The sequence below is a fragment of the Amycolatopsis sp. NPDC051758 genome, from assembly GCF_044453095.1.
Lineage (GTDB): Bacteria > Actinomycetota > Actinomycetes > Mycobacteriales > Pseudonocardiaceae > Amycolatopsis.
Genome location: NZ_JBITCJ010000005.1, coordinates 125,350 through 139,944 on the forward strand (window position 1 = coordinate 125,350; position 14,595 = coordinate 139,944).

Annotated in this window: 14 protein-coding genes and 2 tRNA genes; 11 read left to right on the forward strand and 5 right to left on the reverse strand. The window is 67.2% G+C overall.

All coding sequences use genetic code 11. The features are described from left to right. The first annotated feature begins 231 nt into the window (after positions 1 to 231). Positions 232 to 1,260: a hypothetical protein gene (locus tag ACIA5G_RS23995; RefSeq protein WP_395926769.1), complete on the forward strand. Its 1,029-nt coding sequence runs from the start codon at positions 232 to 234 to the stop codon at positions 1,258 to 1,260. 8 nt (positions 1,261 to 1,268) lie between these two features. On the opposite strand, the gene ACIA5G_RS24000 is transcribed toward ACIA5G_RS23995, so the two are convergent. Genes ACIA5G_RS24000 through ACIA5G_RS24010 form a run of 3 tightly spaced genes read right to left on the reverse strand, consistent with a single transcriptional unit; the run spans position 1,269 to position 3,690 of the window. After that, positions 1,269 to 1,835: a hypothetical protein gene (locus ACIA5G_RS24000; RefSeq protein ID WP_395926771.1), complete on the reverse strand. Its 567-nt coding sequence runs from the start codon at positions 1,833 to 1,835 to the stop codon at positions 1,269 to 1,271. A 26-nt stretch (positions 1,836 to 1,861) separates the two neighbouring features. Then, positions 1,862 to 2,440, reverse strand: a complete 579-nt coding sequence (locus ACIA5G_RS24005; RefSeq protein WP_395926773.1) for a GNAT family N-acetyltransferase — start codon at positions 2,438 to 2,440, stop codon at positions 1,862 to 1,864. Further along, a complete protein-coding gene (locus ACIA5G_RS24010) occupies positions 2,437 to 3,690 on the reverse strand; it encodes a helix-turn-helix transcriptional regulator (protein ID WP_395926775.1) in 1,254 nt (417 codons plus the stop codon). Before ACIA5G_RS24010 ends, ACIA5G_RS24005 begins: the two co-directional genes overlap by 4 nt. Positions 3,691 to 3,961: 271 nt before the next feature. Between ACIA5G_RS24010 and ACIA5G_RS24015 the strand changes: the two genes are divergently transcribed. From ACIA5G_RS24015 to ACIA5G_RS24040, 6 genes are read left to right on the forward strand one after another with little or no spacing between them, the layout of a single operon-like run. After that, positions 3,962 to 4,360, forward strand: a complete 399-nt coding sequence (locus ACIA5G_RS24015) for a recombinase family protein (protein ID WP_395926777.1) — start codon at positions 3,962 to 3,964, stop codon at positions 4,358 to 4,360. After that, positions 4,357 to 4,770, forward strand: a complete 414-nt coding sequence (locus ACIA5G_RS24020; protein ID WP_395926779.1) for a recombinase family protein — start codon at positions 4,357 to 4,359, stop codon at positions 4,768 to 4,770. The genes ACIA5G_RS24015 and ACIA5G_RS24020 overlap by 4 nt, the downstream gene beginning before the upstream one ends. Then, the gene (locus tag ACIA5G_RS24025; protein ID WP_395926781.1) at positions 4,767 to 5,117 is read left to right on the forward strand and encodes a transcriptional regulator; all 351 of its coding nucleotides are present in this window, start codon (positions 4,767 to 4,769) and stop codon (positions 5,115 to 5,117) included. Before ACIA5G_RS24020 ends, ACIA5G_RS24025 begins: the two co-directional genes overlap by 4 nt. Before the next feature lie 59 nt (positions 5,118 to 5,176). Then, positions 5,177 to 5,512 carry a hypothetical protein gene (locus ACIA5G_RS24030; protein ID WP_395926783.1) on the forward strand — a complete coding sequence of 112 codons (336 nt, stop codon included), beginning with the start codon at positions 5,177 to 5,179 and terminating at the stop codon, positions 5,510 to 5,512. Between the two features lie 29 nt (positions 5,513 to 5,541). After that, the gene (locus ACIA5G_RS24035; RefSeq protein WP_395926785.1) at positions 5,542 to 5,883 is read left to right on the forward strand and encodes a hypothetical protein; all 342 of its coding nucleotides are present in this window, start codon (positions 5,542 to 5,544) and stop codon (positions 5,881 to 5,883) included. Positions 5,884 to 5,895: 12 nt separating this feature from the next. After that, on the forward strand, positions 5,896 to 6,555 hold the full coding sequence (locus tag ACIA5G_RS24040) for a recombinase zinc beta ribbon domain-containing protein (protein WP_395926787.1): 660 nt from the start codon (positions 5,896 to 5,898) through the stop codon (positions 6,553 to 6,555). A gap of 503 nt (positions 6,556 to 7,058) precedes the next feature. Here ACIA5G_RS24040 and ACIA5G_RS24045 read toward each other — a convergent pair. After that, a tRNA-Pro gene (locus tag ACIA5G_RS24045) sits at positions 7,059 to 7,135 on the reverse strand. Positions 7,136 to 7,214: 79 nt separating this feature from the next. Between ACIA5G_RS24045 and ACIA5G_RS24050 the strand changes: the two genes are divergently transcribed. Beyond that, a tRNA-Gly gene (locus ACIA5G_RS24050) sits at positions 7,215 to 7,288 on the forward strand. Here the strand turns inward: ACIA5G_RS24050 and ACIA5G_RS24055 are convergent. Further along, positions 7,240 to 11,925, reverse strand: a complete 4,686-nt coding sequence (locus tag ACIA5G_RS24055; RefSeq protein ID WP_395927986.1) for a HAMP domain-containing protein — start codon at positions 11,923 to 11,925, stop codon at positions 7,240 to 7,242. The two genes, ACIA5G_RS24050 and ACIA5G_RS24055, sit on opposite strands and share 49 nt — an antisense overlap. A gap of 139 nt (positions 11,926 to 12,064) precedes the next feature. Between ACIA5G_RS24055 and ACIA5G_RS24060 the strand changes: the two genes are divergently transcribed. The 3 genes from ACIA5G_RS24060 (at position 12,065) to ACIA5G_RS24070 (ending at position 14,540) form a co-directional block, all read left to right on the forward strand. Then, positions 12,065 to 13,618 (forward strand): SpoIIE family protein phosphatase, encoded by a 1,554-nt coding sequence (locus ACIA5G_RS24060; RefSeq protein ID WP_395926789.1) that lies wholly within the window; start codon positions 12,065 to 12,067, stop codon positions 13,616 to 13,618. An 86-nt stretch (positions 13,619 to 13,704) separates the two neighbouring features. Beyond that, positions 13,705 to 14,247 (forward strand): type 1 glutamine amidotransferase domain-containing protein, encoded by a 543-nt coding sequence (locus ACIA5G_RS24065; protein WP_395926791.1) that lies wholly within the window; start codon positions 13,705 to 13,707, stop codon positions 14,245 to 14,247. 128 nt (positions 14,248 to 14,375) lie between these two features. Then, positions 14,376 to 14,540, forward strand: coding sequence for a hypothetical protein (locus tag ACIA5G_RS24070; RefSeq protein WP_395926793.1), 165 nt, complete (start codon positions 14,376 to 14,378; stop codon positions 14,538 to 14,540). Positions 14,541 to 14,595: the final 55 nt, after the last annotated feature.

Below are 14,595 nucleotides of genomic sequence, written 5' to 3' on the forward strand. Positions count from 1 at the left end.
AGTGCTTTCCCTGCATCGACACTTGCAATCAGGCTTTGGGGGCCGTACGGACCCGCCGAGTCAGCGTTAAGTTCACTCGAAAGTGTGGACTAATTCGCTGGGTTGTTGGTTTGTCACCGGCGTCCGCCGACAATCGTGAGAGGGCTAACAACTTGACCCGTGTCGCATAGCGAACTTCGACTCTTGTCGGAAAATGGTAATCGTCAGATTCAGCGCTAACCCGGTGCTACCATGGTCAAGGTGGAAACCTTACCTGCCCGCACTATATATTTAGACCTGAACCATTGGTACTCGCTTGGCGCTGCGCTCGCTGGTCACCCTGATGATCCGCAACACGTGGTCGTGCTTACCGAGCTCACGAGGCGCGTCGAGGCTGGCGAGCTCGTCTTTCCGCTCTCATCGGTGCACTACATGGAACTAGCTGAGAACCCGCGCGATCACATGCGGGACGAAGCAGCGAGCGCAATGGCCTTACTATCGCGGTTCACTACCATGGCTCCCATCTCAAAAATTCTCGACGAGGAGCTCGCGCTTGAACTCAACCGTAGATTCGGGCGGCCGGCGTTTCCGATCAAGGTAAGCAAGCTCGGCAAAGGTGTCGGCTTCGCGTTCGGCCACTCCACGCGACTTAGGCTGAAAGGTGGAACGGATGTCGGTCGGAGAAAATTTGAGGCAAGACTCGGCAAGTCCATTGCTGAGTGGGAGGATGAGGTCAACGCTTTTGCTGAGTACTACCTGCTTGCTGGTCCGCCAAAGCATGTCTGGGATCAGATCCCGAACTACAACCCGTATGCGGCCAGGAAGGTCGCGGACGACCAGTTGGCAAGTTTCAATGTTATGTTGAACTCGTTGCGCGCTGGCGGGGATGTAGCTTCGCGACCGCTGGATGCGATCTGCGCCCGACAGTATCTCTTTGACTTCTTTGACAACTTCACGCGAGCGATCGATAGTGCGGGGTTCACGAAGCATCGCCAGCCATTCCATGGCAAACAAGAGATGGCCGACTTTCTAATGTCACTGCCATCCCGTCGCGTAGTTTCAATGATGCAATTTCACTACCTCAAGGATGTTAGCCGCGACTGGAAGATCAACGATCTGCGCGACATCGACGCCCTATCGATCGCGATTCCTTACTGTGACATCGTGGTAGCCGACAATAAGGCCTGCGATACCGCTACGACTCGCGCTCACCTTGACCGGGAGTTCAACACTGTCATCTTGTCCAGCCTCACTGATCTAGGTAAGTACCTGGACGCGTAGGCTACACCTCAACCCGTGAGGCCAAGGTTTCCCCACGTGGCGGCAAAAGCCTTGACCGTGACCCGGATGGTCAGTTCAACGTGCTTAGTATCTACGCCAGGTTTTAAGAGGCGATCTGTCTCAACATTGACTCGCGTGATCAGCTTGTCGTCATCGAGCAGACAGTGCAACGGTTGCTCGTCTGCCGAAGCACTCCAGGAAGTGGGAACCTCTGAGCTGTCGGTCGGCCGGCGCAGTGCGTCAAAAAGAGTCTTGAGCTGGTTATCGATATCACCGAAGTGTGAGACGATCGCGCCGGGCGCTTCCGGCCTCAGCACCAGTATGTCGAGTTCTGCGTACAGCTTGTGGTGGGGGTGAACGAGTGTTGCAAAGTCTGTGTCAGCAACCTCCGTCAGGAATACGCCCGCGTCAGACTCGCTAGCGTTGCGGTCAACCCACTGCTGCTTTACAGCAAGCGCGGGATGAGTACGCCATAGCTCCTGTAACTGAGGATGAAGCTTCAGGCGGATCTCGTGCTTTACCTTCTTATCGCTGCTACTGGGTAGCCGTCCAGTGTAGGTAAGTGTGAATCTCACCGTAGTTAGCCTCTTTCTATTTAACTCTACTCGACAGATTCAATGTCTGCCTGTTGCTGCAGCTCGTACATCAACGAGTCATACACCGGCGCGTCATCAAACGGCTGCAACTGCCCAAAGAGCTGCCAGCCCCAGGACAAGTACGCGGTGCGAGCCGGGACGTTGTCCGGCTTGACGAGCAAAGTGGCGCGTTCTTCGGGACGGCCAGCGAGCAGGGCATCGTGCAGTTGGCGGGCGTAGCCGCGTCGCTGCCAGGCTGGGAGCACCATCAGTTGAGTCACGGCAAAGGTGCGCTCCCCATCTTCTTCGAGCACCAGAGGGGCCACGTCGCCGCGGAAGCCGCGCCACCAGTTGGAGCGAGGCGGCAAGGTGTAGCCCAGCGTGTAACCAATCAGCTCGTCGTGGATCCAACCCGTGACCAGCTCGAAGCCAGGCCACTTGGCGTAGGCCTTGAGGCGTTCCCAGAACCGATCTGGGGCGAAGAACGGATCACCGAGCAGGTCGGCATAGACCCCGGTGTACACCGTCAGCAGCAGGGGACGCAGCTCGTGCATGCCGGGCGCGTCGTGGTCGTGGAGAACCAGCGGGGGCGTCGGAGTCGTCACGAGACCAGCTCGGCGTAACGCTCGGTGAGCTGGTCAACGCCGGGAGCCTGGTAGGACGAGATGACGCGCATGACCCGGCTCAGCTCCATGGTGATGCGCCAACTGTCGAGCCCCTCGGCGATGGCGTCGAGCACCTCATCAGCCGCTTCAACCGCCCCATCGACAGCGCCGGAGCCCGCGCGCGCTGACGCGAGCCGCACCCGGTAGAGGGCGACGTTGCGGGCGAAGCCATCGCCGTACCCCGCAATGGCCTGCTCCAAGAGCTTCTCGGCGCGTTCGGTCTTGCCGACTTCAACCGCGCAGGTGGCCTCAACGGCGTCAATCTCCATCGGGCTCATAAACGCCGCCCAGCTGGCGGCCTCATTGTCGCCCCGGTCCGCATCCAGGGCTTTCCGGGCGCGGGTAATGGCGGCTTGGGCGTCGCTGAAGTCGTCACTACGCGCGTTGGCCACCGCCAGGTGCAAGAGCGGCACGGCGGTCATCCGCGACGACGGCCCGAGACTGCGCGCGGTGTCTTCGGCCGCGCGGGAGAAGCGCAAGCCCTCGCGCGGGCGTCCGACCAGGTTGCTCTGAAAGCCGAGACCGGCCAGGGCGCGGGTCTCAATCTCGGCGTCGCCGGCTTGGCGGGCGACGGTCAAGGCGTCGGTGAAGCTGGAGCGCGCCACCTCATGCTGGCCAGCATCGCACGCCAACCAGCCGGTCCGGATCTGCAGATTTCCCGTGGTTTCAAGCAACGCTTGTCCGACGCTTGTGCTGTAGCGGCCCTCTTCAAGCATGAGATGGGCTTCACGCACGGTAGCCGCTCCGGCCTGCCACAGAGTCTCGCCGCCATGGCGGTGGTCGAGGTTGCACAGCCGATCGGTGGTCCGCTGCAGTCGTCGCACGTCGGCCATATCAATGCTGCCAAAGACCTCGATACCGACACCCGTGGCGGCGGTTGCAGCTACGCCCCACTTCATCAGCGTCCGTCGCTTCATAGGATCGGACGTTACCTCCGCCTCGGTGAGCGTGCCCTCTCGCTCAGACGTAGCCGGAGGGGTGAGGCTTTCGGCCAGTAGGTCTTCGAGGCCGGCGGCAGTGAGTCCAAGGACCTTGGCCAGTTTGGGCCGTTTGTGAGGCAGGGGCTCAGTCTCGCCTGCCTCCCACCGGACGATGGTGCTGCGGTCGGTGTCGAGCGCCTCAGCCAAGGCTTCCTGCGTGTACCCGGCCGTCTTGCGTGCGCGGGCCAGGCGTATCCGCTTGGCGGCCATGATTCGTCCCCTCGGTTACGGCGCGAGATCGCCACGTTACCGCAGGTCAGGCGGCCGCGCGCATCACCCACGCGTCTTTTTCGCGCTTTTCCCGCTCTGGTTTGCCGGAATCGGCCGGGTGAAGGTCACCTCTGGCACCCCGGCGGCCGGTAGACCGGTTCGTCGCTCACGGACCACGGGCGAACTCCCGCAACGTATCGCTGTCCGTGGTCACCCGTCCTGGCCGCTGGGGTGCCGTCCACCTGACCCAACGACCGGGACGTGACCTCACATGATGCTGACTGCTCAACCTGTCGCAGCGCCGCTGCATCCGGCCGACGAGCCCCAAGTCCTCGTCACCGGGCCGTTGGCCTACGGCTACATGCGTGTCCCGGCCGACGTGCCGGATCACCGGGTGCGGCGGGTCGAGGGAGCGGTCGCCCGGTTCGCTGAAAGCAAGGGGCTGTACTTCGTCAGCTTCTTCTTTGAACTCCACTGTGGCTCTCGCGAAGGCTTCGACGAGCTCATCACCGAACTGATCCGGGCGGACGCGCGCCACGTTGTGGTCCCGAGCCTGAAGCATTTGGCCCGGAACGAGCTCCTGCAGGCAGCCATGCGCGAGCGACTCGCAGTGCAGGCAGGCGCCCGGGTCCACGCCGCCGGGCGACGGACCGGGGAGGCGCTGGCATGAGTGTCTTCCCTCAGCTGCAGGAGCTGGCCGACCGCCTCAAGGCTCAACCGCGGGTGGTCGCGCCGGCGGCAGAACCACTGCTCGCGTACGGCTACGTCCGCACGCCGGAACTAGAGCCGAGCTACGCGGATACCTGCGCCGATCTGCTCACGAGCTGGAGTGCGGCCTGCGGCTGGCAGCTCGGTGTGGTGTTCCGGGACGTCGGTGTGGGGTCATGTCAGCTCCGCCGCCCCGGCTTCACCGGCTTCTTGGACGTGCTGGCCCTGCCTCAAGCGGCGCTGGCGCTGGCGCTGGAGACACCTCAGCTGGCCCGGCGGCCCGAAGAAGCCATCCGGCTGGGGTGCGTCATCCGGCGTACCGGGGTGGACTTGCGGGTGCTGGCGGAGGAGTTGGCGGCGACGCCCTCATGACCGCCCTGCTCGCGACCGACCCGCCAGTACTCCCGAACCCGCTGCGGCTCCAGCTGCTGTGCCTGCTCGACGTATATGAGTGGCGGCGGTTCTGCTTCTTGTGCGAGGCGGTGGGCATCCCGCAAGACCGCCTGAAGCGGCACTTCTTCGTCCTGTGCTCCCACGGCTACGTCGAAACCCGGCGCGGCCGCGGCCAAGAGGGCTGGGCTCGTCTCACTGACTACGGCTGCGCCGAACGTGAGGCGTACCTGACGGCGCTTGCGGCCATGCTGCCGGCTGCCCGCGCCGAGGTAGAAGCCGTTCGCTGCGAGCGGCCGGACTGGTTCGAGACGGCGAGCGAATCGTGAAGCGACAAACCGCAGAGCCCGCCCGGGCACTGTCAGCCGTCACCCGGCATACGCCTCGCGTGATTACCGAACTGCTGGCTGAAGAGCTGTCCGCCGAGCGACAGCGCGCGTTCGCCGGTTTGCTCGAGGGCCTAGCCCAGCTGCTGATTACGCACGCGGAGGACAAAGAGCCAAAGACACCCGTGACCTTGGGTGACCGGATCGCCGCCACCGGCCGGGACCTGCTGCGGGCCGCCACTCAGCTGGAGGCCGGGGCCCTCGAAAGCGCTGATCTCCAAGAGGTCAGCCGCCTGCTCAGAACAACGGCCGAGGTGCTGGACCTGTATGGCAGCAAGCTGCTCGCCTCGCCGGCCGCCGCGGACTTGCCCGAGGTGCCTGAGTCGCCAGGACCATGAATGGCGGTGCGCTGGCGGTGTTCGTCGTTATGGCCGTTCCGCTGGTCTGGGTCATGGTGCTCCTCGTCGGCGACTGGCGGCACAACCGCCGAATCCGGGCCAGGCCAGAGCGGACCGTGGTCGGTATCCGCCAGCGCGTGCAGGGCGAACGAGCTAGAGCCGACGCCGCCGACGCACCCACAGAAGTCCTGCCCCGGATTCAGCCGGCCCCGGCCGACGAGTCCACCGAACGGCTGCCACCGGTCTTGCCGAAGCGAACCCGCCCGTATGTCGACCAGCTGACGCCGAATCCCCGCACACCACTGGCACGGCCGGAGACCGAGCTCATGCAGCGCGTTCTTGACGGCCTCCACCACCTCGACAGGGACTAATCACTCATCACCATGCTGCAGCCAACATCCCCGACCGACCCGGACGACGCTGAACTCGTCGCCGCGTACACAGCTGGCCACACCGTCGATGAGCTGGTAGCAGCCTGCAACCTGTCCTATCGGCAGGTTCACACCCGCCTTCGCCCCAATCGCAGGCGTCCGGCTCAGCCAGTCGGACTTACCGGTATCTATCACATCTTGGCGAACCCGTACTACATGGGCGTGGTCAGCTACCAGGGGATTCACTATGAAGGTAAGCACCCGGTTCTCGTTGAGCCCGATGTGTGGCTAAGGGTCCAAGATATTCATGCGGCACACAATCACACCGGCGAGAAGGATCGGACTCACAACCACTACCTTCGCTCCACTATCTACTGTTCGGAGTGCGGTGGTCGCGAGGTCTACTCCGAGCACAAGGGTAACGGCGGCGTCTACGCGTACTTCCACTGTGTGAAGCGCAAGACCAAGACGAACAACTGTCAGCGTCGCGCGGTTCGCGTTGAGCAGATCGAACGGGGCATTGCGGCCCTCTATGGAACCTTCCGTGTGCGTCCTGAGCATGCCGAGCTCATCCGAGAGGCTGTGAGGGAAGAGTTGGCCAGCCAGCAGGCCGAAGCGGCGCGCAGTCTGGAGCGCGCGCAGCGAACCAAGCGGCGCGTCGAAGGGGAGTGACAGAAGCTCCTTCAGCTGCATTACGCCGGCGACTTCCCACAAGATCTGCTGACGGCTGAGATGAAGCGGCTGACGCGAGAACTGGCGGAGGCTAACGGGGAGATAAAGGCGGCCAAGGTTGGAGTGGCGGACGGAGCGTTGCGAGGCCGCCTACCTTACGACGACCGACAACGGCATCCGGCGTCAGATCAACCAAGGCTTCTTCGACAAGCTCTACATCGACGAGGACGGCCCGGTCGGGCGTGCCGACCTGACAGAGCCGTTCGCCGCGCTCTTCGAGGCGGGGGAGGCGATTGGACTACCCGCCGCGCTGGGCGGCCCGCACACGGCGTCCCAGATGGCCGGAGACGCACCGGATCTCTCGGCCGGGGATGGCATGGCGTCCGGTCGCACGGATGGTCCTAGGGTCACGTTCGGCGAGTACGCGGCGGTTACAGAATGTACATACACAAACACGCCCGGCGAGCGTTTGCTCGTCGGACGTGGTGTGAAAGAGACCTATTTGGTCGGGATGACAGGATTTGAACCTGCGACCCTCCGCTCCCAAAGCGGATGCGCTACCAAGCTGCGCCACATCCCGTGACACCCCCAGGGGGGTGTGCGATCAGCCTAGCGGGTCACGCTAAGCTGGCTTCGCACCCGGGTCCCTCCGGGGGCACGCGGGTGTAGCTCAATGGTAGAGCCCTAGTCTTCCAAACTAGCTACGCGGGTTCGATTCCCGTCACCCGCTCCAGATTCGAAGGGGTCGAAGGAGCGTGCCGACGCTGCGTCGGCCTCCAGCTTGGCCGCGATCACGTCCAGCAGCTTCTCCGTGTCCACCGGCTTGGTGATGTAGTCGTCGGCGCCGCTGGCCAGCGTGCGGGCCCGGTCCTCGGCCGTGGCCTTGGCCGTCACCGCGATCACCGGGAGGTCGGCGTTGGCCGCCTCGGCGCGGATGGCCGCGATCGTCGCGTTGCCGTCGAGCTCCGGCATCATCACGTCCATCAGGACCAGCGCGGTGTCCTCGTGGCGCTCCAGGGCGCGGATGCCGTCGACGCCCGTTTCCGCGTAGACCACCTCCAGGCCCGCCTGCTCCAGCACCGCCGCCAGGGCGAACACGTTCCGGAGGTCGTCGTCGACGATCAGGACCTTCTCGCCGTGGAAGCGCTTCGGGGCGACGTCGGGCGCCGCCACCAGGACCGTGCTCGGGACCGGGGGCAGGCGGGGGGACGACAGCGCCGTCACCGCCGGGTCGACCAGGTTGGCCGCCGCCACCGGGAGGTAGAGCGTGAACGTGCTGCCCTTGCCCGGCTCGCTGACCACCCGCAGCTCGCCGCCCAGGAGCTCGGTGAGCTGCTGGCTGATGTTCAGCCCGAGGCCGGTGCCGCCGTACTTGCGGCTCGTGGTGCCGTCCGCCTGGCGGAACGCCTCGAAGATCACCGCGAGCTTCTCCTCCGGAATGCCGATCCCGGTGTCCTCGACGGCGAAGGCGATGATGCCCGGCGCGCCCTTGAGGCTCTCCTGCTCCACCTCGGCCGGGTCGGCCGCGCGGATGTGCAGGCGGACGCGGCCTTCGTCGGTGAACTTCGCCGCGTTCGAGAGCAGGTTGCGCAGGATCTGCTGCAGGCGGTGCTCGTCGGTGTGGACACTGCCGGGCACCGGCGGGTCGATGTGGACGGCGAACTCGAGGCCCTTGTCCGCGGTCAGCGGCCGGCACAGTGATTCGACGTAGTCCACCAGCTCGGGCAGCGTGATGTCGGTCATCTGCATGTCGAGCCGGCCCGCTTCGACCTTGGCCAGGTCGAGGATGTCGTTGATCAGCTGCTGCAGGTCCGAGCCCGCCGCGTAGATCGTCCTGGCGAACTGGATCTGCTTCTCGGTGAGGTTGCCCTCCGGGTTCTCCGACAGCAGCTTCGCCAGGATCAACGCGCTGTTCAGCGGCGTCCGCAGCTCGTGCGACATGTTCGCCATGAACTCGGTCTTGTACTGCGACGCGACCGTCAGCTGCCCGGCGCGTTCCTCCAGCTCCTGGCGCGCCTGCTCGATCTCGCTGTTCTTGACCTCGATGTCGCGGTTCTGCTGGGCGAGCAGCGCGGCCTTCTCGGCGAGCTCGGTGTTGGACCGCCGCAGCTCGCCCTGCTGGGCCTGCAGCTGCTCGGACCGGGCCCGCAGCTCCTGCGCCAGCCGCTGCGACTCGGTCAGCAGCGCTTCGGTCCGCGAGTTCGACAGGATCGTGTTGACGTTGACGCCGATCGTGTGCCGCAGCTGCTCCAGCAGGTCCTGGTGCACGGTGCTGAACTCGTTGACCGAGGCCAGCTCCAGCACGCCGAGCACCTCGCCCTGGAACAGCACCGGCAGCACGATGAGGTTCACCGGCGAGGCCGAGCCGAGCCCGGACGAGATCAGCGCGTACTCCGGCGGGGCGTTGTGCACGAGGATGGTGCGCTGGTCGACGGCGGCCTGCCCGATCAGCGACTCGCCGATCGTGAACCGCAGGCCGGCGCGGGACTGCGCGAGGCCGTAGGCGGCGATGCATTCGAGCACCGTGCCGTCGCGGTCGTCGTCGCGGGCCAGGAAGAACGCGCCCTGCTGCGCCCGGACCAGCGGCGCGAGCTCGGACAGGATGAGCGCCGCGACCGAGGCGAGGTCGCGGTGCCCCTGCATCCGGCCGGACAGCTGCGCGAGGTTCGTCTTCAGCCAGTCCTGCTCGCGGTTGGTCCTCGTCGTCTCCTTGAGGTTCGCGATCATCTGGTTGATGTTGTCCTTGAGGTCGGAGACCTCGCCGGACGCGTCGACGGTGATGTGCCGGGTCAGGTCGCCCGCGGTCACCGCGGTCGCCACCTGCGCGATCGCGCGGACCTGCGTGGTCAGGTTCCCGGCCAGCTGGTTCACGCTCTCGGTGAGCCGCTGCCAGGTGCCGGACACACCGTCGACCTCGGCCTGGCCGCCCAGCTTGCCCTCGGTGCCGACCTCGCGCGCCACCCGCGTGACCTCGGAGGCGAACGCCGAGAGCTGGTCGACCATCGTGTTCATCGTGGTCTTGAGCTCGAGGATCTCGCCGCGGGCGTCGACGTCGATCTTCTTCGTCAGGTCACCGCGCGCGACGGCGGTGGTGACCTGCGAGATGTTGCGCACCTGGCTGGTCAGGTTGTGCGCCATGAAGTTGACGTTCTCGGTCAGGTCCTTCCAGGTCCCGGCCACGCCGGGGACCCGCGCCTGGCCGCCGAGGATGCCTTCGGTGCCGACCTCGCGGGAGACGCGGGTGACCTCGTCGGCGAACGCGCGCAGCGTCTCGACCATGCCGTTGAGCGTGTCCGCCAGCGCCGCGACCTCACCCTGGGCGTCGATCGAGATCTTCTTCGACAGGTCGCCGTTGGCCACGCCGGTCGCCACCGTGGCGATGCTGCGCACCTGGTCGGTCAGGTTGTCGGCCATGACGTTGACGTTGTCGGTGAGGTCCTTCCACGTGCCCGCGACACCGCGGACGGTGGCCTGGCCGCCGAGCTTGCCTTCGGTGCCGACTTCGCGGGCGACGCGGGTGACTTCGTCGGCGAACGCGGACAGCTGGTCGACCATCGTGTTCAGCGTGGTCTTGAGCTCGAGGATCTCGCCGCGGGCGTCCACCGAGATCTTCTGGGTCAGGTCGCCCTTCGCGACCGCCGACGTCACCGTGGCGATGTTCCGGACCTGCTCGGTCAGGTTGTTCGCCATGAAGTTGACGTTGTCGGTGAGGTCCTTCCAGGTCCCGGCCACTCCTGGCACGGTGGCCTGGCCGCCGAGCTTGCCTTCGGTGCCGACTTCGCGGGCGACGCGGGTGACTTCGTCCGCGAACGCCGACAACTGGTCCACCATCGTGTTCAGCGTCGTCTTCAGCTCGAGGATCTCGCCCCGCGCGTCGACCGCGATCTTCTGCGTCAGGTCGCCGCGCGCGACGGCGGTGGCGACCTGGGCGATGTTGCGGACCTGGGTGGTCAGGTTGTTCGCCATGAAGTTCACCGAGCCGGTGAGGTCGCGCCAGGTGCCGGCGACGCCGGGAACCTGCGCCTGGCCGCCCAGCTGGCCCTCGGTGCCCACCTCGCGGGCCACGCGGGTGACTTCGTCCGCGAACGCCGACAGTTGGTCCACCATCGTGTTCATGGTCGTCTTGAGCTCGAGGATCTCACCCCGGGCGTCGACGGTGATCTTCTGCGTCAGGTCGCCCTTCGCCACGGCTGTGGTCACGTGCGAGATGTTGCGGACCTGGTCGGTGAGGTTGTCGGCCATCTGGTTGACCGAGTCGGTGAGGCTGCGCCACGTCCCGGCCGCGCCGGCGACCTCGGCCTGCCCGCCCAGCTTGCCCTCGCTGCCGACCTCGCGGGCGACGCGGGTGACTTCGCCGGCGAACGCCGAGAGCTGGTCGACCATGGTGTTGAGGGTGTTCTTCAGCTGCAGGATCTCGCCGCGGGCGTCGACCTCGATCTTCTTCGTCAGGTCGCCGGTCGCCACCGCCGTCGCCACCTGCGAGATCCCGCGGACCTGGTCGGTCAGGTTGTCGGCCATCTGGTTGACCGAGTCGGTGAGGTCGCGCCACGTCCCGGCGACGCCGGCCACCTGGGCCTGGCCGCCGAGCTTGCCGTCCGAGCCGACCTCGCGGGAGACACGGGTGACCTCGTCGGCGAACGACGAAAGCTGGTCCACCATGGTGTTGATGGTGTTCTTGAGCTCGAGGATCTCGCCGCGGGCGTCGACGTTGATCTTCTGGGTCAGGTCGCCGCGGGCGACGGCGGTGGTGACCTGGGCGATGTTGCGGACCTGCTCGGTGAGGTTGTCGGCCATGAAGTTGACCGAGTCGGTCAGGTCGCGCCAGGTGCCGGACACGCCCGGGACGACCGCCTGGCCGCCGAGACGTCCCTCACCCGCGATTTCGCGGGAGAGCCTCGTCACTTCGGCGGCGAAGCGGGACAGCTGCGCGATGAGGCCGTTGACCGTCTTCGCCAGCGTGGCGTACGCGCCCTGCAGCGGGCGGCCGTCGAGGGTCAGGGTCATCGGCTGCGACAGGTCGCCCTCGGCGACGGCGCCGAGCACCCGGTCCAGCTCGATCGTCGGCCGGGTGAGGTCCTCGACGAGACCGTTGACACTGTCCACGGCGGTGGTCCAGCCGCCGGGGCCGACCTCGGTCTCGAGCCGCTCGCTGAGTCTGCCGTCCTGCCCGACCGCCGCGCGGACCCGCAGCAGTTCGCTGACCAGTCGCTGGTTGCGTTCGGCGATGTCGTTGAACGCAACCGCGAGCTGGGCCGAGATGCCGTCGCCGTGCGGCACGAGCCGCCGGCGGAAGTTGCCGTCCCCGAGATCCCGCACCGCGACGAGCAGCCGTTCCAGCGCCGCCGCTTCGCTCTGGGATTCCGTTGTCATGTGTGCCGACCCTCTCCACCACGCATGCGCCAGCCATGGTCGTCGACCCAGCGTGCCATGATTCGCCCTACACTTCGAGCCAGTCCGCCCGCTCACGCGGTAGCCGTGCGATAGCAGTCCGGAGGCAGGAGGTCCGTGCATGGTGTCACGTCCGGCCCCGGCGTCGGCGGCCCTGCCACCGATGACGGCCGATGACGCGCCGCCGGGCTTCGACGCCTTCGGGCGGGCGGTCCTCGAAGACGTGCGCGACGCGGTGTTCCTGCAGGACGCCGACGGCGTGCTGCGCTGGGCGAATCCCGCCGCGCAGACGCTGACCGGAGGCGCCGAACCGCGCCTGCACCCGGTCGCCGAGACTTCCGGCCACGTCGAAGTGACCGGCCGGCGCCGCCCGGCGCGGGTCCGCGCGCTGCCCGGCGGCTGGCACGCCTGGACCGTCCCTTCGGAAGACGTTCCCCAGCGGCACGTCGGTGACTTCCTGGCCGAGGCCGGCCCCCGGCTGGCCGCCGCGCGCGGGCGCCACGGCACCGCCAGGGTGATCGCCGAGCTGGCCGCGTCCGCGCTGGCCGAAACCGTCTTCGTGCTGCTGCCGACCACCCGCGGCCGCTGGGAGTGGTGGAGCTGCGAGCGCCCGTCCGCGCAGGGTCACGGCCGGATCCGGCGGGTCCCGGCCCAGGTCGCGCCGGTGCTGACGGCGACGTTCGGGGCCACCGGGCACCCGCAGCCGGCCCCGGTCCCCGCGCTCGAGGTCGCCACCCTGCCCTCGATCGTCGCCGACCGGTTCGCCGGGCACGCCGAGGTGACCGTGGTTTCGCTGGGCCCGAGCGTGAGCGCCGGGGTCACCGGCGCCCTGCTACTGGGCCGCCGCGCCGACCCGGAGTTCGGCGCCGAGCAGGCCCGCGCCGAGGCCGAGTTCGCGATGGCGGCCGGGACGGCGCTGGCCAACGCCCAGCGTTACGCCCGCCAGGAGGAGGCGACCCGCGGCCTCGAGACGACGTTGCGCCCGGTCGACCCGCCCGAGCTGGCCGGCGCCCGGTTCGAGACCTGGTACGAGCCGGCCGGCGGGGTGCTCGCGGTCGGCGGGGACTTCTTCGACGTCCTCGCGCACGACGACGGCAGCGCGTTCCTGGTGCTCGGCGACATCTGCGGCAAGGGTCCGGAGGCGGCGGCGCTGACCGGCCGGGTCCGGCACGCGCTGACCGCGCTCGCCATGGTCGAGCGCGACGGCCGCACGCTGCTGCGGCTGCTGAACGAACTGCTCATCGCCGGCGGCAGCAGCCGGTTCGCCACGCTCGTGCTGGGCACGGCCAAGCCGGTGGACGGCGGTGTCGACCTGACGCTGGCTTCCGGCGGGCACCCGGCGCCGCTGATCGTCCGCCGCGCGGGTTTTGTCGAAGAGGTCACCGTGCCGGGCACGCTGGTCGGGATCTCGCCGCAGGCCCGGTTCGCCGAAGCGAAGGTGCGGCTGGAGCACGGCGACATCTGCCTGCTCTACACCGACGGCATCACCGAGGCCCGCAACCGGCACGACCAGGCGGAGCTGTTCGGCGACGACCGCCTGCGCGCGGTGCTGACGGCGGCGGCGGGCCAGCCCGCCCGCGAGGTGGTGCGGCGGCTGCGCCAGGCGGTGCGCGACTGGCTCGGCAGCTCGGCCCACGACGACATCGCCGTGCTCGCAGTGGAGTGCGAAGACTGAGCGTCCGTCCTCAATGGACTGGGTTTGGCCGGCGTCCGAGGGGGTAATTCCCGGGTGCACGCGCATTCTCCCGGACGGAGGTTTTCATGGCGAACGCACTGCAGGGCCGCCGCGTCGCGATCCTGGCTGCGGACGGTGTTGAACAGGTCGAGCTGGAGCAGCCGCGCCAGGCCGTCCTCGACGAGGGCGCGACGGTCGAGCTGGTGTCCCTGGACACCGGGGAGATCCAGGCGATGAACGGCGACATCGACAAGGGTGACCGGTTCCCCGTCGACCGGAAGGTGGCCGACGTCGGAATCGGTGACTTCGACGCGCTGCTGCTGCCCGGCGGCACGATGAACCCGGACAACCTGCGGACGGATCCGGACGCGGTGCGGTTCGTCGCCGACTTCGTCCGGGCGGGCAAGCCGGTCGGGGTGATCTGCCACGGTCCGTGGACGCTCGTCGAAGCGGATGTCGTACGCGGCCGCACGTTGACGTCGTACCCGAGCATCCGGACCGACATCCGTAACGCCGGCGGCACCGTGGTCGACGAAGAGGTTGTCGTGGACAACGGCCTGGTCTCCAGCCGCAACCCGGACGACCTGCCGGCGTTCTGCCGCACGGTCGTGCGCGAGTTCGCCGGCTGACGGACGTCCTCTGTGGACAGTCACCCGTCCGTGTCCTTAAGTCCCGCTTAAATTTGTTGGCTTTCGGCGTCCCGGCGGAGGACGCTGAGGGTGTGACCAGGATCGCCCGAGGAGAGGAGGTGGACGCTATGACAGTGCAGGCACGCCGCTACGGCCGCTGGTGCCGGGAACACTTCGACGTGGTCGCCGCCGAGGGCGTTCCGGCACCCCGGGGCGGCCAGACCGTCGACCAGACCCGGCCGGAGCCCGGTCCGGAGCCGGTCAAACCCGGTCCCGACCAGCCTCCGCGCTGACCGGACGACGAAGAAGGCGCCTCCCCGGCCGGGGAGGCGCCTTCTTCGTGTGCCG